We start from the raw sequence: 20,552 nt of genomic DNA on the forward strand, positions 1-20,552 counted from the left end.
CTGTCAGCCCTCCTGCTGCGTTTCTGCCGGCTGAGTGGCGACCGCGGCGACAGCGGCGCTGTCGACCGGCTCGCCGCTCGGCGTCTCGGCCTGCTGCGCGACCGTGGTCGCGGCGGCGGCCCGGCCGGCCTCGGTACCGCCGGAGGTCGTGCCGGACGAACCGGACCGACCACGACGCGGCCGCTCGGGGCGGTCACCGCGGTCCCGGCGCGGGCGCGACGGAGCCTCGGCCGGAGTCTCCCGACCCGGCACCGCGTCACCCTTGTAGATCCAGACCTTCACGCCGATCCGGCCGAAGGTGGTACGGGCCTCGAAGAAGCCGTACTCGATGTTGGCCCGCAGCGTGTGCAGCGGCACCCGGCCCTCGCGGTAGAACTCGGTCCGGCTCATCTCGGCACCACCGAGGCGGCCCGAGACCTGGACCCGGATGCCCTTGCAGACCGGGTTCTTCATGGCCGACTGCATCGCCTTGCGCATCGCCCGACGGAAGCTGACCCGGCTGGAGAGCTGCTCGGCCACGCCCTGGGCAACCAGCTGCGCGTCCGACTCGGGGTTCTTCACCTCGATGATGTTCAGCTGCACCTGCTTACCGGTGAGCTTCTCCAGCTTGCCGCGGATCTTGTCGGCCTCCGCACCCTTACGGCCGATGACGATGCCCGGCCGGGCGGTGTGGATGTCGACCCGGACCCGGTCGCGGGTGCGCTCGATGTCGACCTTGGAGATACCGGCCCGCTCCAGCCCACTGGACATCATCCGGCGGATCTTGACGTCCTCGCCGATGTAGTCCTTGTAGAGCTTGTCCGCGAACCAGCGGGACTTCCAGTCGGTCGAGATGCCGAGCCGGAACCCGTGCGGGTGAACCTTCTGACCCATTACTCGGCGCCCTCCGTCTTGCTCTGCGTCTCCGCCGGCTCAGCCTGCTTCGTCTCGGCCGGCTCAGCCTGCTTGGCCTCCGCCTGCTTCACCGGAGCGGCCTTCTTCGCCGCGGACTTCTTCGGCGCAGCCGGCGCGACAGCCTCGACCGCCACGGTGATGTGGCAGGTCCGCTTGCGGATCCGGTACGCCCGGCCCTGGGCCCGCGGCTGGAACCGCTTCATCGTCGGGCCCTCGTCGACGTACGCCTCGCTGACGAGCAGCGCGTCGGGGTCCAGCCGCTCGTTGTTCTCCGCGTTGGCGATCGCGCTCGCGAGCACCTTGTACACCTGCTCACTCGCCGCCTGCGGCGCGAACTGCAGCACCGTGAGCGCCTCCTTCGCGGGCAGGCCGCGGACGAGGTTGACCACCCGGCGCGCCTTCATCGGCGAAATGCGCACGTGTCGCGCAATCGCCCGCGCGCCCGGAAGCACCGGAGCGTCGCCCTTTCCTGGCATCGCTGTAACCCCTTGATCCTCTATCCGTATGCCCGCGGCTTCAGCGCCGGCGGCTCTTCCGGTCGTCCTTCTCGTGACCCTTGAACGTACGGGTCAACGCGAACTCGCCGAGCTTGTGCCCGACCATCGCCTCGGTCACGAACACCGGGACGTGCTTACGTCCGTCGTGCACCGCGATCGTGTGCCCCAGGAAGTCCGGGGTGATCGTCGAGCGCCGCGACCAGGTCTTGATGACGTTCTTGGTGCCCTTTTCGTTCTGCAGCTCCACCTTCTTGAGCAGGTGGCCGTCCACGAACGGGCCCTTCTTCAGGCTGCGAGGCATCTTCTATCTCCCTCAGCCGCGCTTACGCGTGGCGTAGCGACGGCGGACGATCAGCCGGTCACTCGGCTGGCCCTTGCGACGGGTACGGCCCTCGGGCTTACCCTGCGGGTTGACCGGGTGGCGACCACCGGAGGTCTTACCCTCACCACCACCGTGCGGGTGGTCGACCGGGTTCATGGCGACACCACGGACGGTCGGGCGCTTGCCCTTCCACCGCATCCGGCCGGCCTTGCCCCAGTTGATGTTCGACTGGTCGGCGTTGCCGATCTCGCCGATGCTGGCGCGGCAGCGCACGTCGACCCGCCGGATCTCACCGGAGGGCATCCGCAGGGTCGCGTACGCGCCCTCGCGGCCGAGCAGCTGGATGCCGACGCCGGCCGAACGGGCCAGCTTCGCGCCACCGCCGGGCCGCAGCTCCACCGCGTGGATGGTGCTACCGACCGGGATGTTGCGCAGCGGCAGGTTGTTGCCCGGCTTGATGTCCGCGCCCGGACCCGACTCGACGGCGTCGCCCTGCTTCAGGTCCTTCGGCGCGAGGATGTAGCGCTTCTCGCCGTCGGCGTAGTGCAGCAGCGCGATCCGCGCGGTGCGGTTCGGGTCGTACTCGATGTGGGCGACCTTCGCCGGTACGCCGTCCTTGTCGACCCGCTTGAAGTCGATCAGACGGTACTGGCGCTTGTGCCCGCCACCGTGGTGCCGCGCGGTGATCCGGCCGTGGACGTTACGTCCGCCCTTCTTCGGCAGCGGAGCCAGCAGCGACTTCTCCGGCGTGGACCGGGTGATCTCGGCGAAGTCGGCGACGCTGGAGCCGCGTCGGCCCGGCGTCGTCGGCTTGTACTTACGGATAGCCATTGTCTACACCCCTCAGCTGACCGGGCCGCCGAAGGCCTCGATACGGTCACCGTCAGCCAGCTTCACGATCGCCCGCTTGGTCGCCTTGCGCTGACCGAAACCGGTCTTGGTGCGCTTGCGCTTGCCCTGGCGGTTGAGCGTGTTGACCGTCAGGACGCGGACGTTGAAGATCTGCTGGATAGCGATCTTGATCTCAGTCTTGTTCGCGTCCGGGTGCACCAGGAAGGTGTACCAGTTCCGGTTCAGCTCGCTGTAGCTCTTCTCCGAGACGACCGGCGCCACGATGATGTCGCGCGGATCGGCAATCGTGCTCACTTGCCACCCTCCTCGGTGGTCTCGGCGGGCACACCCAGGAACTCGTCCAGGGCGTCCTTGGTGAAGACCACGTCGTCGGCCACCAGCACGTCGTACGTGTTGAGCTGGCCGGCCTCGATCAGGTGCACCCGCGGCTCGTTGCGCAGGGACAGCCAGTTCAGCTCGTCGGTGGCGGCCAGCACGACCAGCACCCGGCGGGCCTCGGTCACCTTGAGCAGCGTGGCCAGGGCAGCCTTGGTCGACGGCTTCTCGCCCGAGACGAACGCCTCGACCACGTGCACCTGCCCGGCGCGGGCCCGGTCGGAGAGGGCGCCACGCAGGGCGGCGGCCTTCATCTTCTTCGGGGTCCGCTGACTGTAGTCGCGCGGCACGGGACCGTGGACCACGCCACCGCCGGCGAACTGCGGCGCGCGGATCGAGCCCTGCCGGGCCCGACCGGTGCCCTTCTGCTTGTACGGCTTCTTGCCGCCACCGGCGACCTCGCCGCGGGTCTTGGTCTTGTGCGTGCCCTGCCGGGCAGCCGCGAGCTGAGCCACCACTACCTGGTGCATCAGCGCGACGTTCGCCTGGACGTCGAAGATGTCGGCCGGCAGCTCGACGGAGCCGCTCTTGCTGCCTTCGACGGTGAGGACGTCAACGGTGGTCACTTGGCCACACCGCCCTTCTTCACCTTGGACTTGGCCGCCGAGCGGACCAGGACCAGCGCGCCCTTCGGGCCGGGAATGGCACCGCGGACGAGCAGGAGGTTGTTCTCGGTGTCGACCGCCTGGACGGTCAGGTTCTGAACGGTGTAGCGCACGCCACCCATCCGGCCCGCCATCCGGGTGCCCTTGAAGACGCGACCCGGGGTGGCGCAGGCGCCGATGGAGCCCGGCGAACGGTGCTTGCGCTCGACACCGTGGCTGGCGCGCAGACCGTGGAAGCCGTGCCGCTTCATCGGGCCGGCGTAGCCCTTGCCCTTGGTCTTGCCGGTCACGTCGATGACGGCCCCGGCCGGGAACGCCTCGACCGTGACCTCCTGACCGAGCGAGTAGTCGGCGGCGTCGTTGGTGCGCAGCTCGACGATGTGCCGGCGCGGCGCCACGTCCGCCTTCGCGTAGTGCCCGCTGACCGGCTTCTTCACCTTGCGCGGGTCGATCGTGCCGTACGCCAGCTGGACCGCTGAGTAACCGTCCTTCTCGGCGCTACGAACCTGGCTGATGACGCACGGGCCGGCCTGAACCACGGTCACGGGCACAACCTTGTTGTTGTCCCAGACCTGGGTCATACCGAGCTTGGCGCCCAGGATCCCCTTGACTTGCCTGTCCATTTGTCCGGTCCCTACAGCTTGATCTCGATGTCGACGCCAGCCGGCAGGTCGAGGCGCATGAGCGAGTCGACCGTCTTCGGGGTCGGGTCGATGATGTCGATCAGTCGCTTGTGCGTACGCATCTCGAAGTGCTCGCGCGAGTCCTTGTACTTGTGCGGCGAGCGGATGACGCAGAAACGGTTGATCTCCGTGGGCAGCGGCACCGGGCCCGCGACCTGCGCCCCGGTACGCGTCACCGTCTCGACGATCTTCCGAGCCGAGGAGTCGACGACCTCGTGGTCATAGGCCTTGAGCCGGATGCGGATCTTCTGTCCCGCCATGGTGGCTTCTGTTCCTTCTCTCGATGCCGCTGTGTTGCGGGTGCCCGTACCGGCTGGCACAGGCCCTCTTCGCCGACCCCCGCGGTCGGGCGTGTCGCGCCCAGTGGCCAGGCTCCGCCCCGGGATACCGGAGCGATCTGACCGCGCGTGGGTCAAGGCGCCGATCGCACTACCGCGACCTGAACGCCGTGCGAGGGTGGTTGGCAACCAGGGGTCGCCAACCACCCTACGCCCGACTGTCCCTCCGCCCGGCGATTCGGCAGAAACCGAACTCGGACGGCGAACCGTCGTTACGCAACCTGACTAGTATGCCGCAACACCGGCGGCGACGCTAATCGGGGTTACCCAGGTCACTTGACGATCTTGGTGACGAACCCGGCGCCGACGGTGCGGCCACCCTCGCGAATCGCGAACTTGAGGTTCTCCTCCATGGCGATGGGCTGGATCAGCTTCACCGACATCGAGGTGTTGTCACCCGGCATGACCATCTCGGTGCCCTCGGGGAGGGTGACGACACCGGTGACGTCCGTGGTACGGAAGTAGAACTGGGGACGGTAGTTCTGGAAGAACGGGGTGTGCCGGCCACCCTCCTCCTTGGAGAGGATGTAGACGGTCGCCTCGAACTCCGTGTGCGGGGTCGTGGTGCCCGGCTTGATGACCACCATGCCGCGCTCGACGTCCTCGCGCTTGGTGCCCCGCAGCAGCAGGCCGACGTTCTCACCTGCGCGGGCGTCGTCCAGGGTCTTGCGGAACATCTCGATCGCGGTGACCTTGGTCTTGAAGCCCTTCTCGCGGATGCCGACGACCTCGACGTCCTCGTTCGGGAGCAGCACGCCACGCTCGACACGACCGGTGACGACGGTGCCACGACCGGTGATCGTGAACACGTCCTCGACCGGCATGAGGAACGGCTTCTCGGTCTCGCGCTCGGGCTGCGGGATCGCGGTGTCGACCGCGCTCATCAGCTCGAGCAGCTTCTCGGTCCAGACCGGGTCGCCCTCGAGCGCCTTCAGCGCGGAGACCTGGACGACCGGCAGGTCGTCACCCGGGTACTCCTGAGCCGAGAGCAACTCGCGGACCTCGAGCTCGACGAGCTCCAGGAGCTCCTCGTCGTCGACCATGTCGCTCTTGTTGAGCGCCACGACGATGTACGGCACGCCGACCTGACGGGCCAGCAGCACGTGCTCGCGGGTCTGCGGCATCGGGCCGTCGGTCGCCGCGACCACCAGGATCGCGCCGTCCATCTGCGCGGCACCGGTGATCATGTTCTTGATGTAGTCGGCGTGCCCGGGGCAGTCGACGTGCGCGTAGTGCCGCGCCTCGGTCTGGTACTCGACGTGTGCGATCGAGATCGTGATACCGCGGGCCTTCTCCTCCGGCGCCTTGTCGATCTCGTCGAACGGCGTGTACGGGTTGAGGTCCGGGTACTGGTCGTGCAGGACCTTGGTGATGGCCGCCGTCAGCGTCGTCTTACCGTGGTCGATGTGACCAATGGTGCCGATGTTGACGTGCGGCTTAGTCCGCTCGAACTTAGCCTTCGCCACTGGTGTCCTCCTGTGGACTTCTTGGTTCGTACGCCCGGCACGCCTACTCGGCGCTCAGGACTCTGTCGACAGCCTTTCCGGCCTGGCGGCCGGAGAGCCTTGTGGGTTCTGCGGCGGTGAAGCCTACAGGCCCGGTCTCACGCAACCCGACCGTGGGGGCCACGGGCGGAAGGAACCTCCCGCGGCCACCGACGGATCATCGGATCTGCTCAGGTGAGTCACTCACCCGTCGCCTTGGCAATGATCTCCTTCGCGACGCTCTGGGGAACCTCGGCGTAGGAGTCGAACTGCATGCTGTAGCTAGCCCGGCCCTGGGTCTTCGACCGCAGGTCGCCGACGTAGCCGAACATCTCCGACAACGGCACCAGAGCGCGGACGACACGGGCGCCGTTGCGCTCCTCCATCGCCTGGATGATGCCGCGGCGGGAGTTGAGGTCGCCGATGACGTCACCCATGTTCTCCTCCGGAGAGGTGACCTCAACAGCCATCATCGGCTCGAGGAGTGCGGGATCGGCCTTGCGGGCCGCCTCCTTCATCACCATCGAGCCGGCGATCTTGAACGCCATTTCCGACGAGTCGACCTCGTGGTACTGGCCGTCCAGCAGCGTCAGCTTGACACCCACCAGCGGGAAGCCGGCGAGAATGCCGTACTGCATCGCGTCCTGGGCCCCGGCGTCCACCGACGGGATGAACTCCCGCGGGATACGACCACCGGTGACGGCGTTGGCGAACTCGTAGGTCGGAGCGTCGTTACCCAGCGGCAGCGGCTCGACGCTCACGATCACGCGGGCGTACTGGCCGGAGCCACCGGTCTGCTTCTTGTGGGTGTACTCGATCTTCTCCACCTTGCGGCGGACGGTCTCCCGGTACGCCACCTGCGGCTTGCCGATGTTCGCCTCGACGTTGAACTCGCGGCGCATCCGGTCGACCAGGATGTCCAGGTGCAGCTCGCCCATGCCGGAGATGACCGTCTGACCGGTCTGGTCGTCCAGCTTGACGCGGAAGGTCGGGTCCTCCTCGGCCAGCCGCTGGATGGCGGTGCTGAGCTTCTCCTGGTCGGCCTTGGTCTTCGGCTCGATGGCCACCTCGATGACCGGCTCGGGGAAGGTCATCGACTCCAGGATCACCGGCTTCGCCGGGTCGCAGAGGGTGTCACCGGTGGTGGTCTGCTTCAGACCCTGCACCGCGATGATGTCGCCAGCCTTGGCGGAGCTGCGCTCCTCCCGCTTGTTGGCGTGCATCTGGTAGATCTTGCCGATCCGCTCCTTGCGGTCCTTGGTGGAGTTGACCACCTGGGAGCCGGACTCGACCACGCCGGAGTAGACCCGGACGTAGGTGAGCTTGCCGAGGTGCTTGTCGGTCTGGATCTTGAAGGCCAGGCCGGAGAAGGGCTCGGAGGTCGAGGGCTTGCGCAGCAGCGGGGTCTCGCCGTCGGTCGCCGTACCCTCGATCGCCGGGATGTCCAGCGGCGAGGGCAGGAAGTCGATGACCGCGTCGAGCATCGGCTGGACGCCCTTGTTCTTGAACGCCGAACCGCAGAGCACCGGGTTGGCCTTGCTGGCGATGGTGGCCCGCCGGATGGCGGCCTTGATCTCCTCGGCGGAGATCTCCTCGCCCTCCAGGTACTTCTCCATGACCGAGTCGTCGACGTCGGCCAGGGTCTCCATCAGCTTCTCGCGCCACTCGGCCGCGGAGTCGGCCAGGTCGGCCGGGATCTCCTCGATCGCGTAGTCCTCACCCTTCTGGGTCTCCCCACGCCAGGTGAGGGCGCGCATGCCGATCAGGTCGACGACGCCGATGTGGTCGCCCTCGAGCCCGATCGGGATCTGGAGCACCAGCGGGGTGGCGTTGAGCCGGTCGATCATCATCTGCACGCAGCGGAAGAAGTCGGCACCGGTCCGGTCGAGCTTGTTGACGAAGCACATCCGCGGGACGTCGTACTTGTCGGCCTGGCGCCAGACGTTCTCCGTCTGGGGCTCCACGCCGGCGACACCGTCGTAGACCGCCACCGCACCGTCCAGCACCCGCAGCGACCGCTCGACCTCGACCGTGAAGTCGACGTGGCCGGGCGTGTCGATGATCTGGATCGTGTGGCCCTTCCACTCACACTTCGTGGCGGCGGAGGTGATGGTGATCCCCCGCTCCTGCTCCTGCTCCATCCAGTCCATGACGGCGGCGCCCTCGTGGACCTCACCGATCTTGTACGTGATGCCGGTGTAGAACAGGATCCGCTCGGTGGTCGTGGTCTTACCGGCATCGATGTGCGCCATGATGCCGATGTTGCGTACGTTGGCGAGCGCGTCTGCGGCGGCCACTTCAGTCCCTACTTATCGTCGTCCCGACACAACTGGTGTTGGTTCCGGCGCCGGTCCGGCGCCGGAACCAGGCTGTTACCAGCGGTAGTGCGCGAAGGCCTTGTTGGACTCCGCCATCTTGTGCGTGTCCTCGCGCCGCTTGACGGCGGCACCCAGACCGTTGCTCGCGTCCAGCAGCTCGTTCATCAGCCGCTCGACCATCGTCTTCTCCCGGCGGGCCTTGGAGTAGGTCACCAGCCAGCGCAGACCGAGGGTGGTCGCGCGCGCCGGGCGAACCTCGACCGGCACCTGGTACGTGGCGCCACCGACCCGGCGGCTGCGCACCTCGAGCGTCGGCTTGACGTTGTCCATCGCCCGCTTCAGGGTGACGACCGGGTCGGTGCCGGACTTCTCGCGGCAGCCCTCCAGGGCCGCGTACACGATGCGCTCGGCGAGCTGGCGCTTGCCGCGCAGAAGGATCTTGTTCACCAACTGGGTGACCAGCGGCGAGTTGTACACCGGGTCAGCGACCAGCGGCTTCCGCGGAGCGGGTCCCTTACGCGGCATGTCAGCTCTTCTCCTTCTTCGCGCCGTAGCGGCTGCGCGCCTGCTTGCGGTTACGGACACCCTGGGTGTCCAGCGAACCGCGAACGATCTTGTAACGCACGCCGGGGAGGTCCTTCACCCGGCCGCCGCGCACGAGCACGATCGAGTGCTCCTGCAGGTTGTGACCGACGCCCGGGATGTAGGCGGTCACCTCGATCTGGCTGCTGAGCTTGACACGAGCGACCTTGCGGAGCGCCGAGTTCGGCTTCTTGGGGGTGGTGGTGTACACGCGGGTGCACACCCCGCGCCGCTGAGGACTACCCTTCAGCGCCGGGGTCTTGGTCTTGGTCGTCTTGGCCTGGCGGCCCTTTCGGACCAGCTGCTGGATGGTGGGCACCGGGTTTCTCCGCTCCCTTCGGCCGCGTTCGCGGCCGCGCCGTTGCTCGTTGGCCGTCCTGCTGGGCGACCCTCCTACATTCCGGCCGGGGCCACCTCGCGGAGGTCCCGGCACCCGCGGTCGGGCGTGTCGCCCTCGCACGGCCCGGTGTCGGCGCTCACCCGCGCACCGGAGTGTTACCACCGCACCCGCGAATCACCGCCGGTACGGGTATGTGGCTTTGTCGTGTCGTCGCGCGATCACCGGGTCACCGGGTCCGACGCACACACGAGTTGCCCAGGCAGGCCTGAGCACAAGCGGAAATAGTACCTACCACAGGGGCACAGGTCAAAACGGAACGGTCCCGACCGGCCCGTCAGCCGGCCCGACCTGATAGCTCCGTCGAGCTGACAACGGCCCGAGCGCTCGGCTCGTCGTCCCCGCCCACCCACGATGGGCACCCACGACCGCAAGTGTAGCCGCTTGCCCCGCTGCCGGCTCAGCACCCCCGAGCCGGGCAGCCGAGCCGGTCAGGCGTAGGTGACCAGCAGGGCCACCGTCAGGCCGAGCAGACTGAGCAGCGCCCCCACCCCGCCACAGCTGATGCCGGCGATGGCGACGCCTCGACCGGTGAAGTGCACCGCGGGCGGTGCCGCCGGGCGACGGATCTGTCGCAGCCCGAGCAGACCCGCCACGGTCGCCCCCGCGCCGGCCAGGAAGCCCAGCAGGGTGAACGCGCCGGCGGCCCAGGCACCGCCCAGCTCCTGCGCGGCGATGCCCAGGCAGCCGACCAGCAACGACACCAGGATCGAGGCGATCCCGGCGACCAGCGCACCCACCGCCAGGCCGGAGGTCACCGGCGCGACGTCGAGGTGCACCACGCCGAAGGGCGTACCGGGCACCGGGTCGACCCGCTTCGGCGGCCGGAGAGCGTCGGGCGGTGGCGGTGGCACCCCGGGCCGCCCCTGGCCCGCACCCCCGCCGCCGGGCGGCGCCGGCGCCCACTGCTGGCCCACCGCTGCCGGCGGCCACTCCCCCGGCGGCGGTGCGGGCTGCCACGGCGACTGGGGCGCCGGTGGGGCGTACCCGGCCGGTGGGGCGTACCCGGCCGGTGGGGCGTCCGGGCGGGCCCACTGGCTCGGTCCGGCCGCCGGCTCGTCGGGTGACCCGGCGGACTGCCGCCCCGGCTCTGCTCCGGACGGCCACGCCGGTTCCGTCACCTGGTCCTCCTGTCGGAAAGTACAGCCTGTCGGGAAGTACGGCGGGTCGGGAAGTGTGGCGGGTCGGGAAGTGCGGCGGCCGTGCGGGGCGGCGACGGTCACCGGCCAGGTTACCGCCGCGGGCGGTACCGGTCCGCCCCGGTCGGGCGGCGTCACCCGGTCGCTCAGTCGATGTTCGGGGCGAAGTCCTGCCCCGTCGGGGCCTCGGCGAGCCGGACCAGCCCGGTCACCACCGCCGCGACCAGGGTCACCGCCACCAACACCAGGCCCGCCCAGGCCAGGCGTTCGCCCCGCCGTAGCCAGGCCGCGCCGGTGAGGAACCCACCCGAGGCGTACGCCTCCCGGCGGGCCTGGCGGGCCAGTTGCAGGGCCAGCGTGGCCGGGACCACGCCCCCGACGAAGAGCCCGGTGAGCGCGCCGACCAGCCCCAACGCGAAGACCGCACGGGCCTTCGTGGAGCGGACCGGTTCGGGGTCGAGCGGGTGGCGCGGCGGCTGGGGCGCGACGGGCACCGGCCCGGGTGCGGTCGTCATGTCTCCCATCATGCCCGCCCGCCCCGACGGTGTCGGCCGCAGTGCCGACGAGGCCCCCGGCAGGTGCCGGGGGCCTCGTGGTGAATCAACAGATCTAGCGGTACGACCCGAAGTCGAAGTCGTCCAGCGGAACCGCCTGCCCGCTGGCCGGTCCGAAACCGTAGTCGGTCTCCGGGTACCCGGTCATCGAGTAGACCTTGGCCTTCGCCTCCTCGGTCGGCTCGACCCGGACGTTGCGGTACTTGCTGATGCCGGTACCCGCCGGGATGAGCTTTCCGATGATCACGTTCTCCTTCAGGCCGATCAGCGAGTCGCTGCGGGCGTGGATCGCCGCGTCCGTCAGCACCCGGGTGGTCTCCTGGAAGGAGGCCGCCGACAGCCAGGAGTCGGTGGCCAGCGACGCCTTGGTGATACCCATCAGCACCGGACGACCGGCGGCGGGCTCGCCGCCCTCGCCGACGAGCCGGCGGTTCTCCGACTCGAACAGCGCCCGGTCGACAAGCACGCCCGGCAGGAACTCGGTCGAGCCGGAGTCGATGACCGTCACCCGCTTGAGCATCTGGCGGATGATGATCTCGATGTGCTTGTCGTGGATGAGCACACCCTGCGAGCGGTAGACCTCCTGGACCTCCTGGGTCAGGTGGACCTGGACCGCCCGCGGGCCGAGGATGCGCAGCAGCTCGTGCGGGTCGATGGTGCCCTCGGTGAGCTTCTCGCCGACCTCGACGTGGTCGCCGTCGTGGGTCCGCAGCCGGACCCGCTTGGAGATCTTGTCGTAGACGATCTCGTCGCTGCCGTCGTCCGGCACCACGATGATCTTCCGGGACCGCTCGGCGTCCTCGATCCGGACCCGGCCCGGGGTGTCGGCGATGGGCGCCTTGCCCTTCGGGATCCGGGCCTCGAAGATCTCCTGGACCCGCGGCAGACCCTGGGTGATGTCCTCACCCGCGACACCACCGGTGTGGAAGGTACGCATCGTCAGCTGCGTACCCGGCTCACCGATCGACTGGGCGGCGATGATGCCGACCGCCTCGCCGACGTCGACGGTCTTACCGGTCGGCAGCGACCGGCCGTAGCAGGCACCGCAGACGCCCAGCTTCGACTCGCAGGTGAGCACGCTGCGTACCCGCACCGTCTCCACCCCGGCGGCGACGATCCGGTCGACCCCGATCGAGTTGATGTCCTGACCGCGCTCGGCGACGACGGTGCCGTCCGGCCCCTTGATGTCGTCGGCCAGGGTCCGCGCGTGCACGCTGGTCTCGGCGTGCTCGTGGACGTACAGCTTGCCGTCGCGCCGCTCGCCGATCTGCATCGGGATGGCCCGGTCGGTGCCGCAGTCCTCCTCGCGGATGATGACGTCCTGCGAGACGTCCACCAGACGCCGGGTCAGGTAACCCGAGTCGGCGGTCCGCAGCGCGGTGTCCGCCAGACCCTTACGGGCACCGTGCGTGGAGATGAAGTACTCCAGCACGGACAGACCCTCCCGGTACGACGCCTTGATGGGTCGCGGGATGATCTCACCCTTCGGGTTGGCCACCAGACCACGGATCGCGGCGATCTGACGGAGCTGGAGCAGGTTACCGCGGGCACCCGAGTTGATCATCTTCCACAGCGGGTTCTCCTGCGGCAGCGCCGTGTCCATCTCCTTGGCGACCTCGTTCGTCGCCTTGGTCCAGATCTCGATGAGTTCGCCGCGTCGCTCCTCGGCGGTCATCAGACCACGCTGGTACTGCTTGTCGATCCGGTCGGCTTCCGTCTCGTACCGCTCCAGGATCTCCCGCTTGCGCGGCGGAGCGATGACGTCCTCCATGCCGATCGTCACGCCGGACCAGGTGGCCCAGTGGAAACCGGCCTCCTTGAGCCCGTCCAGGGTGGCCGCGAGAGCCACCTTGGGGAAACGCTCGGCGAGGTCGTTGACGATCGCGGAGAGCTGACCCTTGCGGATCTCGTAGTTCACGAAGCGGTAGCCGTGCGGCAGCGTCTCGTTGAACAGCACCCGGCCCAGGGTCGTCTCCACCGTCAGCGGGTCACCCTCGACCCAGCCCTCCGGGGAGACCCACGGCTGGGCACCGGCGCCGTTGTCGACGCCGACCACGCCCCGCAGCCGGATCTTCACCGGGGCCTGCAGGTGCAGCTCGCCGCTGTCGAACGCCATCCGGGCCTCGGCGTCGGAGCTGAACGCCCGACCCTCTCCCTGCTCACCGGGGGTGAGGTGGGTGAGGTGGTAGAGCCCGATGACCATGTCCTGGGTGGGCATGGTGACCGGCTTGCCGTCGGCCGGCTTGAGGATGTTGTTCGACGACAGCATCAGGATCCGCGCCTCGGCCTGGGCCTCGGCGGACAGCGGCACGTGCACCGCCATCTGGTCACCGTCGAAGTCGGCGTTGAACGCGGTGCAGACCAGCGGGTGGATCTGGATGGCCTTGCCCTCGACCAGCTGCGGCTCGAAGGCCTGGATGCCCAGCCGGTGCAGGGTCGGCGCCCGGTTGAGCAGCACCGGGTGCTCGCCGATGACCTCTTCCAGCACGTCCCACACGACCGGCCGCTGCCGCTCGACCATCCGCTTGGCGGACTTGATGTTCTGCGCGTGGTTGAGGTCCACCAGCCGCTTCATCACGAACGGCTTGAACAGCTCCAGCGCCATCTGCTTGGGCAGACCGCACTGGTGCAGCTTCAGCTTCGGGCCGACCACGATGACCGAACGGCCGGAGTAGTCGACGCGCTTGCCGAGCAGGTTCTGCCGGAAGCGGCCCTGCTTGCCCTTGAGCATGTCCGACAGCGACTTCAGCGGGCGGTTACCCGGACCGGTGACCGGCCGGCCCCGACGGCCGTTGTCGAACAGCGCGTCGACGGCCTCCTGGAGCATCCGCTTCTCGTTGTTGACGATGATCTCGGGCGCGCCCAGGTCGATCAGCCGCTTGAGCCGGTTGTTCCGGTTGATCACCCGGCGGTACAGGTCGTTCAGGTCGCTGGTGGCGAAGCGGCCACCGTCGAGCTGCACCATCGGCCGCAGGTCCGGCGGGATCACCGGTACGCAGTCCAGCACCATGCCCAGCGGGGAGTTGCGGGTGTTCAGGAACGCCGCGACGACCTTCAGCCGCTTGAGCGCCCGGATCTTCCGCTGGCCCTTGCCGGAGCGGATGGTCTCGCGCAGGCTCTCCGCCTCGGCGTCGAGGTCCATGTTCTGGACCAGCGCCTTGATCGCCTCGGCGCCCATGGCACCGGTGAAGTACTCGCCGAACCGGTCCCGCAGCTCGCGGTAGAGCAGCTCGTCGGTGACCAGCTGCTTCGAGTCCAGCTTGCGGAAGGTGTCCAGCACCTCGTCCAGGCGGTCGATCTCGCGCTGGGCCCGGTCGCGGATCTGGCGCATCTCGCGCTCTCCGCCCTCCTTGACCTTGCGCCGGACGTCCGCCTTCGCGCCCTCGGCCTCCAGCTCGGCCAGGTCGGCCTCGAGCTTGGCGGCCCGCTTCTCGATCTCCGAGTCACGGCTGTTCTCGGACTGCCGCTTCTCGGCCAGGATCTCGTTCTCGATGGTCGAGAGGTCCCGGTGCCGCGCCTCGGCGTCCACGCTCGTGATCACGTACGAGGCGAAGTAGATGATCTTTTCGAGGTCCTTGGGGGCGAGGTCCAGCAGGTAGCCCAGCCGGCTCGGCACGCCCTTGAAGTACCAGATGTGGGTCACCGGAGCGGCCAGCTCGATGTGCCCCATGCGCTCCCGGCGAACCTTGGAGCGGGTCACCTCGACGCCGCAGCGCTCACAGATGATGCCCTTGAACCGGACCCGCTTGTACTTACCGCAGTAGCACTCCCAGTCCCGCTGCGGACCGAAGATCTTCTCGCAGAAGAGCCCGTCCTTTTCCGGCTTCAGGGTGCGGTAGTTGATCGTCTCAGGCTTCTTGACCTCGCCATGCGACCACTGACGGATGTCGTCTGCGGTGGCGAGCCCAATGCGCAGCTCGTCGAAGAAGTTGACGTCGAGCACTTGGTTATCCCTCACATCAAGTCAGCTCGGTTGATGGTTCGGCGGATCGGGTGCGGCGGCGGGTAACCGTCGCCGCACCCGGCCCGATCAGACTTCGTCGACGCTGCTCACACCCTCGTTGGGGCGGCGGGAGAGGTCGATGCCGAGTTCCTCCGCCGCCCGGAACACCTCGTCGTCGGTCTCGCGCATCTCCAGGGCGACACCGTCGCTGGAGAGCACTTCGACGTTGAGGCAGAGCGACTGGAGCTCCTTGAGCAACACCTTGAACGACTCCGGAATGCCCGGCTCCGGAATGTTCTCGCCCTTGACGATCGCCTCGTAGACCTTGACCCGGCCCAGGACGTCGTCGGACTTGATGGTCAGCAGTTCCTGCAGGGCGTACGCGGCACCGTACGCCTGCATGGCCCAGCACTCCATCTCACCGAAGCGCTGACCACCGAACTGCGCCTTACCACCCAACGGCTGCTGCGTGATCATCGAGTACGGACCGGTCGACCGGGCGTGGATCTTGTCGTCGACCAGGTGGTTGAGCTTCAGGATGTAGATGTAACCGACCGCGATCGGGTCCGGCAACGGCTCGCCGGAGCGACCGTCGAAGAGCCGGGCCTTACCGCTGGAGCCGATCAGCTGCTTGCCGTCCCGGTTGGGCAGGGTCGACGCGAGCAGACCGGAGATCTCCTCCTCGCGGGCACCGTCGAAGACCGGGGTGGCCACGTTGCTGTCCGGCACGGACTCGTGCGCCTCGATCGAGCGCAGCTGGCGCTTCCACTCGGCGTCGTCACCGTCCACGCTCCACCCGGTCTTGGCCACCCAACCGAGGTGGGTCTCCAGGACCTGGCCGATGTTCATCCGGCTCGGCACACCGAGCGGATTGAGCACGATGTCGACCGGGGTGCCGTCCTCCAGGAACGGCATGTCCTCGATCGGCAGGATCTTGGAGATGACACCCTTGTTGCCGTGCCGGCCGGCGAGCTTGTCGCCGTCCTGGATCTTCCGCTTCTGGGCGACGTAGACCCGGACCAGCTCGTTGACGCCCGGGGGCAGCTCGTCGCCGTCCTCGCGGGAGAAGGTACGCACGCCGATCACCGTGCCGGTCTCGCCGTGCGGCACCTTCAGCGAGGTGTCCCGGACTTCCCGGGCCTTCTCACCGAAGATCGCCCGCAGCAGTCGCTCCTCCGGGGTCAGCTCGGTCTCGCCCTTGGGCGTGACCTTGCCGACCAGGATGTCGCCGGGGACGACCTCGGCGCCGATCCGGATGATGCCGCGCTCGTCGAGGTCGGCGAGCATCTCCTCGCTGACGTTCGGGATGTCGCGGGTGATCTCCTCCGGGCCGAGCTTGGTGTCCCGGGCGTCGACCTCGTGCTCCTCGATGTGGATCGAGGTGAGCACGTCCTGCTGCACGAGGCGCTGCGACAGGATGATCGCGTCCTCGTAGTTGTGGCCCTCCCAGCACATGAACGCCACCAGCAGGTTGCGTCCGAGCGCCATCTCGCCCTCGTCGGTGCAGGGACCGTCGGCGATGACCTGGCCGGCCTCGACCCGGTCGCCCTCGAAGACCACCGGCTTCTGGTTGACGCAGGAGCCGGCGTTGGAGCGGCGGAACTTGTGCAACAGGTACGTCCGGCGGTGGCCGTCGTCCTGGTGGATGGTGATGTAGTCGGCGCAGAGATCCTCGATGACACCACCGACCTCGGCGACCACCACGTCACCGGCGTCGACCGCGGCACGGTACTCCATGCCCGTACCCACCAGCGGCGACTCGGCCTTGACCAGCGGCACCGCCTGGCGCTGCATGTTCGCGCCCATCAGGGCCCGGTTGGCGTCGTCGTGCTCGAGGAACGGGATCATCGCGGTCGCGACCGAGGTCATCTGCCGCGGCGAGACGTCCATGTAGTCCACGGCGCCCGGGATCACGTCCTCGGTCTCGCCACCCTTACGGCGACACAGCACCCGGTCCTCGGCGAACGTGCCGTCGGCCCGCAGCGGGGCGTTGGCCTGCGCCTTGACGAACCGGTCCTCCTCGTCCGCGGTCAGGTAGTCGATCTGGTCGGTGACCCGACCCTCGATGACCTTCCGGTACGGCGTCTCGATGAAGCCGAACGGGTTGACCCGGGCGAAGGTGGAGAGCGCGCCGATCAGGCCGATGTTCGGGCCTTCCGGCGTCTCGATCGGGCACATCCGGCCGTAGTGGGACGGGTGCACGTCGCGGACCTCGAAGCCGGCCCGCTCCCGGGACAGACCACCCGGGCCGAGCGCGCTCAGCCGGCGCCGGTGGGTCAGGCCCGCCAGCGGGTTGGTCTGGTCCATGAACTGGGACAGCTGCGAGGTGCCGAAGAACTCCCGGATCGCCGCCACCACCGGGCGGATGTTGATCAGGGTCTGCGGCGTGATCGCCTCGACGTCCTGCGTGGTCATCCGCTCCCGGACGACCCGCTCCATCCGGGACAGGCCGACCCGGACCTGGTTCTGGATCAGCTCGCCCACGGTACGCAGGCGACGGTTGCCGAAGTGGTCGATGTCGTCGGCCTCGTAGCCCTCCTCACCGGCGTGCAGCCGGCAGAGGTACTCCACGGTGGCGACGATGTCGTCCTCGGTCAGGGTGCCGGTGGTGATCGGCACGCCCACTTCGAGCTTCTTGTTGAACTTGTACCGACCGACCTTGGCGACGTCGTACCGCTTCGGGTTGAAGAAGAGGTTGTCGAGCAGGGTCTGGGCGTTCTCGCGGGTCGGCGGCTCGCCAGGGCGCAACTTCCGGTAGATGTCGAGTAGCGCCTCGTCCTGACCGGCGATGTGGTCCTTCTCGAGCGTGGTCATCATCAGCTCGGACCAACCGAACCGCTCACGGATCTGCTCGGCCGACCATCCGACGGCCTTGAGCAGGACGGTGACGGCCTGCCGACGCTTACGGTCGATGCGGACGCCGACCGTGTCGCGCTTGTCGATGTCGAACTCCAGCCAGGCACCCCGGCTCGGGATGACCTTGACGCTGGACAGATCGCGGTCGGAGGTCTTGTCCGGCTCCTTGGAGAAGTACACGCCCGGCGAGCGGACGAGCTGGCTGACCACCACGCGCTCGGTGCCGTTGATGATGAAGGTGCCCTTCGGCGTCATCATCGGGAAGTCACCCATGAACACCGTCTGGCTCTTGATCTCGCCAGTGGTGTTGTTGGTGAACTCCGCGGTCACGAAGAGCGGAGCGCAGTAGGTCAGGTCCTTCTCCTTGCACTCCTCGATCGAGGCCTTGACCTCGTCGAAGCGCGGCGCCGAGAAGGAGAGCGACATGGTGCCGGAGAAGTCCTCAATGGGACTGATCTCGTCGAGGATCTCCGCGAGACCCGAGCGTGCGTGCGGGTCGTCCGCCGACCGGCCCTGCCAAGCCTCGTTGCCGACGAGCCAGTCGAAGGACTCGTTCTGGATGGCGAGAAGGTTGGGGACCTCGAGGTGTTCGGTGATCCTGCCGAAGGAAACTCGGCGGGGTGCGAAAGCGCTCGACGTACGACTGGTCTTCGCAGGGCGGGAAGCTGCCAAGATGCGTCCTTCCGAGGACCGGTGCTGCAGAACGGCTGGTACGCGTGCACTCCAATGACCCCACCGGAATTATCCAGAATCGGACATTCCGAGCAGGGGTCAAGTCGGAAGGCAGCGCAAACTAGCAGTGTAGCCGAACGGCTAACCGCTGTCCAGCCCAACCCACAGGTCGTCGCGGAGCGGTCCTCGGAACCCGCCGAAGCAGGGGTCCCGCGGGCGCTCGGAACGCGTCGTTCCTGCGGGCCGCCCGTGGTGTCACGGCCAACGGTGTCGCGGCGTGCGTCGCCGCTGCCACACCGGTGCCGCTGCCATTACCCACGTGATGGCCGTTGCAAGCGCGGAAGGTCTTGCTGTGTCTCAGCGTGCCTGTCGGGCCGGTGTCACGTCAAGGGCCGGCCCTACGGGTGAGAACTTCTTTCCCGCCGTGGACGTTCCCCGGACGTGACCCGGCTGCCCGATGCCCGGCACCGATGCCCTGGTCACGCCGCCGGCACCCGGGTGGACACCAACACGGCGGGCGGTGACCCGTTCCCGGATCACCGCCCGCCGTGACACGGTGTGCGCCGGCTCACGTCAGCCGGTCCACCGCGTCTGGTGGAACTCAGGTCACTTGAGGGTGACCTTGGCACCCTCGCCCTCGAGCTTGGCCTTGGCCTTCTCGGCGGTCTCCTTGTTGACCTTCTCCAGGATGGCCTTCGGCGCGGACTCGACCGCGTCCTTGGCCTCCTTGAGGCCCAGGCCGGTCAGCTCACGCACGACCTTGATGACCTGGATCTTCTTGCCACCGTCGGCCTCGAGGACGACGTCGAACTCGTCCTTCTCCTCCTCGGCGGGGGCGGCGGCACCACCGTCACCGGCGGCGGCGGCAACCGCGACCGGAGCCGCGGCGGTGACCTCGAAGGTCTCCTCGAACTGCTTCACGAACTCGGAGAGCTCGATCAGCGTCATCTCCTTGAACGCGTCGAGCAGCTCGTCGGTGCTGAGCTTCGCCATGTCTGGCGTCCTTTCTAAAGGTTGACTGAGAACGTGGGTACGCCGCGCGGCCTTCAGGCCGCCTCGGCGCCCTCCTGCTCGCGCTTCTTGTCCGCCAGGGCGGCCGCCGCGCGGGCGGCCTTGGAGAGCGGAGCCTGGAACAGGGCCGCGGCCTTGCTCAGGTTGCCCTTCATCGCGCCGGCCAGCTTGGCCAGCAGCACCTCACGGGACTCCAGGTCGGCGAGCTTCGTGACCTCGGCCGCGGAAATGGCCCGGCCCTCGAAGACGCCGCCCTTGATGACGAGCTTCGGGTTGGCCTTCGCGAAGTCGCGAAGCCCCTTCGCCGCCTCGACGACGTCGCCCGAAACGAAAGTCAGCGCGGTAGGACCGGTGAACAGCTCGTCGAGGCCGGAGATGCCCGCGTCCGTCGCGGCACGCTTGGCCAGCGTGTTCTTCGCGACCGTGTAGCTGGTCTCCTTGCCGAGCGTGCGCCGCAGCTGGGTGATCTGGGAAACCGTCAGACCGCGGTACTCGGTCAGCACGGTGGCGCCCGAGCTACGGAAGCTCTCGGTCAGCTCCGCGACGGCCGTGGCCTTGTCGGCCCGGATCGGCTTGTCCGCCATGTCCCTCCTCTCTCGTTGCTCGAGGCTGGTCACCGTCCCCGGCGGGTGCCGGGGACGGTGGCGGAGGCATCGCGGCAACAGAAAAGCCCCGGCGCAGGGCGCACGGGGCGAGGTCGGCGGAGATCATCGCGGTCTGCCGACCACGAGATGCTGCCGAAGTTCGCTTGCCGCCCTGCGCGGGTCGCCCGTCTTCGCGGGACCTTCGACCATGCCGGAGCATGGTGACCAGCGGTCTCTGGGTGGATCCTCATACACAACAACATGTACGACGCTGTGCAGCTTACGCGGCGTCATGCCGTTCCACCAAATGCTCCGACGTGTCCCCGCTCACGTGCCCGGACGCCGGACGCGGCTTCCGTCGGCCCTGCCCTGCCCGCGGCGCACTGCGGGGCGAGACGAAGCGGGGCCCCGCCACAGGTGGCGGGGCCCCGGTCATGCGACGTCGC

The 20,552-nt window shown here is 68.3% G+C and carries 18 protein-coding genes; all 18 read right to left on the minus strand.

Translation table 11 applies throughout. The features are described from left to right. Positions 1-3: 3 nt before the first annotated feature. The 18 genes from rpsC to rplJ all read right to left on the minus strand — a co-directional run bounded on the left by rpsC (position 4) and on the right by rplJ (position 20,106). On the minus strand, positions 4-873 hold the full coding sequence (gene rpsC / locus ACN28G_RS22235) for a 30S ribosomal protein S3 (protein ID WP_091444039.1): 870 nt from the start codon (positions 871-873) through the stop codon (positions 4-6). Then, entirely contained in the window at positions 873-1,370 is a 498-nt protein-coding gene (rplV, locus tag ACN28G_RS22240; RefSeq protein WP_091444042.1) for a 50S ribosomal protein L22, read from the minus strand. The genes rpsC and rplV overlap by 1 nt, the downstream gene beginning before the upstream one ends. A 40-nt stretch (positions 1,371-1,410) precedes the next feature. Then, a complete protein-coding gene (gene rpsS, locus ACN28G_RS22245) occupies positions 1,411-1,692 on the minus strand; it encodes a 30S ribosomal protein S19 (protein WP_091444045.1) in 282 nt (93 codons plus the stop codon). Between the two features lie 12 nt (positions 1,693-1,704). Continuing rightward, the gene (rplB, locus tag ACN28G_RS22250; RefSeq protein WP_091444050.1) at positions 1,705-2,544 is read right to left on the minus strand and encodes a 50S ribosomal protein L2; all 840 of its coding nucleotides are present in this window, start codon (positions 2,542-2,544) and stop codon (positions 1,705-1,707) included. A gap of 12 nt (positions 2,545-2,556) precedes the next feature. After that, positions 2,557-2,859: a 50S ribosomal protein L23 gene (gene rplW, locus ACN28G_RS22255; protein ID WP_007465304.1), complete on the minus strand. Its 303-nt coding sequence runs from the start codon at positions 2,857-2,859 to the stop codon at positions 2,557-2,559. Next, positions 2,856-3,506, minus strand: coding sequence for a 50S ribosomal protein L4 (rplD, locus tag ACN28G_RS22260; protein WP_091444054.1), 651 nt, complete (start codon positions 3,504-3,506; stop codon positions 2,856-2,858). Before rplD ends, rplW begins: the two co-directional genes overlap by 4 nt. Then, complete coding sequence (rplC, locus tag ACN28G_RS22265) at positions 3,503-4,168, minus strand: 50S ribosomal protein L3 (protein WP_091444056.1); 666 nt, start codon at positions 4,166-4,168, stop codon at positions 3,503-3,505. Before rplC ends, rplD begins: the two co-directional genes overlap by 4 nt. An 11-nt stretch (positions 4,169-4,179) precedes the next feature. Continuing rightward, a complete protein-coding gene (gene rpsJ / locus ACN28G_RS22270; protein ID WP_007073037.1) occupies positions 4,180-4,488 on the minus strand; it encodes a 30S ribosomal protein S10 in 309 nt (102 codons plus the stop codon). A 350-nt stretch (positions 4,489-4,838) separates the two neighbouring features. Continuing rightward, the gene (tuf, locus tag ACN28G_RS22275; protein ID WP_091444060.1) at positions 4,839-6,032 is read right to left on the minus strand and encodes an elongation factor Tu; all 1,194 of its coding nucleotides are present in this window, start codon (positions 6,030-6,032) and stop codon (positions 4,839-4,841) included. Positions 6,033-6,250: 218 nt separating this feature from the next. Beyond that, positions 6,251-8,347 (minus strand): elongation factor G, encoded by a 2,097-nt coding sequence (gene fusA / locus ACN28G_RS22280; RefSeq protein WP_091444066.1) that lies wholly within the window; start codon positions 8,345-8,347, stop codon positions 6,251-6,253. 75 nt (positions 8,348-8,422) lie between these two features. Beyond that, the gene (gene rpsG, locus ACN28G_RS22285) at positions 8,423-8,893 is read right to left on the minus strand and encodes a 30S ribosomal protein S7 (protein WP_091079418.1); all 471 of its coding nucleotides are present in this window, start codon (positions 8,891-8,893) and stop codon (positions 8,423-8,425) included. A 1-nt stretch (position 8,894) separates the two neighbouring features. Then, positions 8,895-9,269 carry a 30S ribosomal protein S12 gene (gene rpsL, locus ACN28G_RS22290; protein WP_007465318.1) on the minus strand — a complete coding sequence of 125 codons (375 nt, stop codon included), beginning with the start codon at positions 9,267-9,269 and terminating at the stop codon, positions 8,895-8,897. Positions 9,270-9,778: 509 nt separating this feature from the next. Then, complete coding sequence (locus ACN28G_RS22295; protein ID WP_091444069.1) at positions 9,779-10,150, minus strand: hypothetical protein; 372 nt, start codon at positions 10,148-10,150, stop codon at positions 9,779-9,781. A 482-nt stretch (positions 10,151-10,632) separates the two neighbouring features. Further along, entirely contained in the window at positions 10,633-11,001 is a 369-nt protein-coding gene (locus ACN28G_RS22300; RefSeq protein ID WP_091444072.1) for a hypothetical protein, read from the minus strand. A gap of 94 nt (positions 11,002-11,095) precedes the next feature. Then, on the minus strand, positions 11,096-14,983 hold the full coding sequence (locus tag ACN28G_RS22305; RefSeq protein WP_091444075.1) for a DNA-directed RNA polymerase subunit beta': 3,888 nt from the start codon (positions 14,981-14,983) through the stop codon (positions 11,096-11,098). An 87-nt stretch (positions 14,984-15,070) separates the two neighbouring features. Continuing rightward, on the minus strand, positions 15,071-18,511 hold the full coding sequence (locus ACN28G_RS22310; protein WP_091444078.1) for a DNA-directed RNA polymerase subunit beta: 3,441 nt from the start codon (positions 18,509-18,511) through the stop codon (positions 15,071-15,073). 606 nt (positions 18,512-19,117) lie between these two features. After that, positions 19,118-19,504 carry a 50S ribosomal protein L7/L12 gene (gene rplL / locus ACN28G_RS22315; RefSeq protein WP_091444082.1) on the minus strand — a complete coding sequence of 129 codons (387 nt, stop codon included), beginning with the start codon at positions 19,502-19,504 and terminating at the stop codon, positions 19,118-19,120. 53 nt (positions 19,505-19,557) lie between these two features. Next, positions 19,558-20,106 carry a 50S ribosomal protein L10 gene (gene rplJ, locus ACN28G_RS22320; protein WP_091444086.1) on the minus strand — a complete coding sequence of 183 codons (549 nt, stop codon included), beginning with the start codon at positions 20,104-20,106 and terminating at the stop codon, positions 19,558-19,560. Positions 20,107-20,552: the final 446 nt, after the last annotated feature.

Source organism: Micromonospora sp. WMMA1923, assembly GCF_049179195.1.
GTDB classification, from domain to species: Bacteria; Actinomycetota; Actinomycetes; order Mycobacteriales; family Micromonosporaceae; genus Micromonospora; species Micromonospora yangpuensis.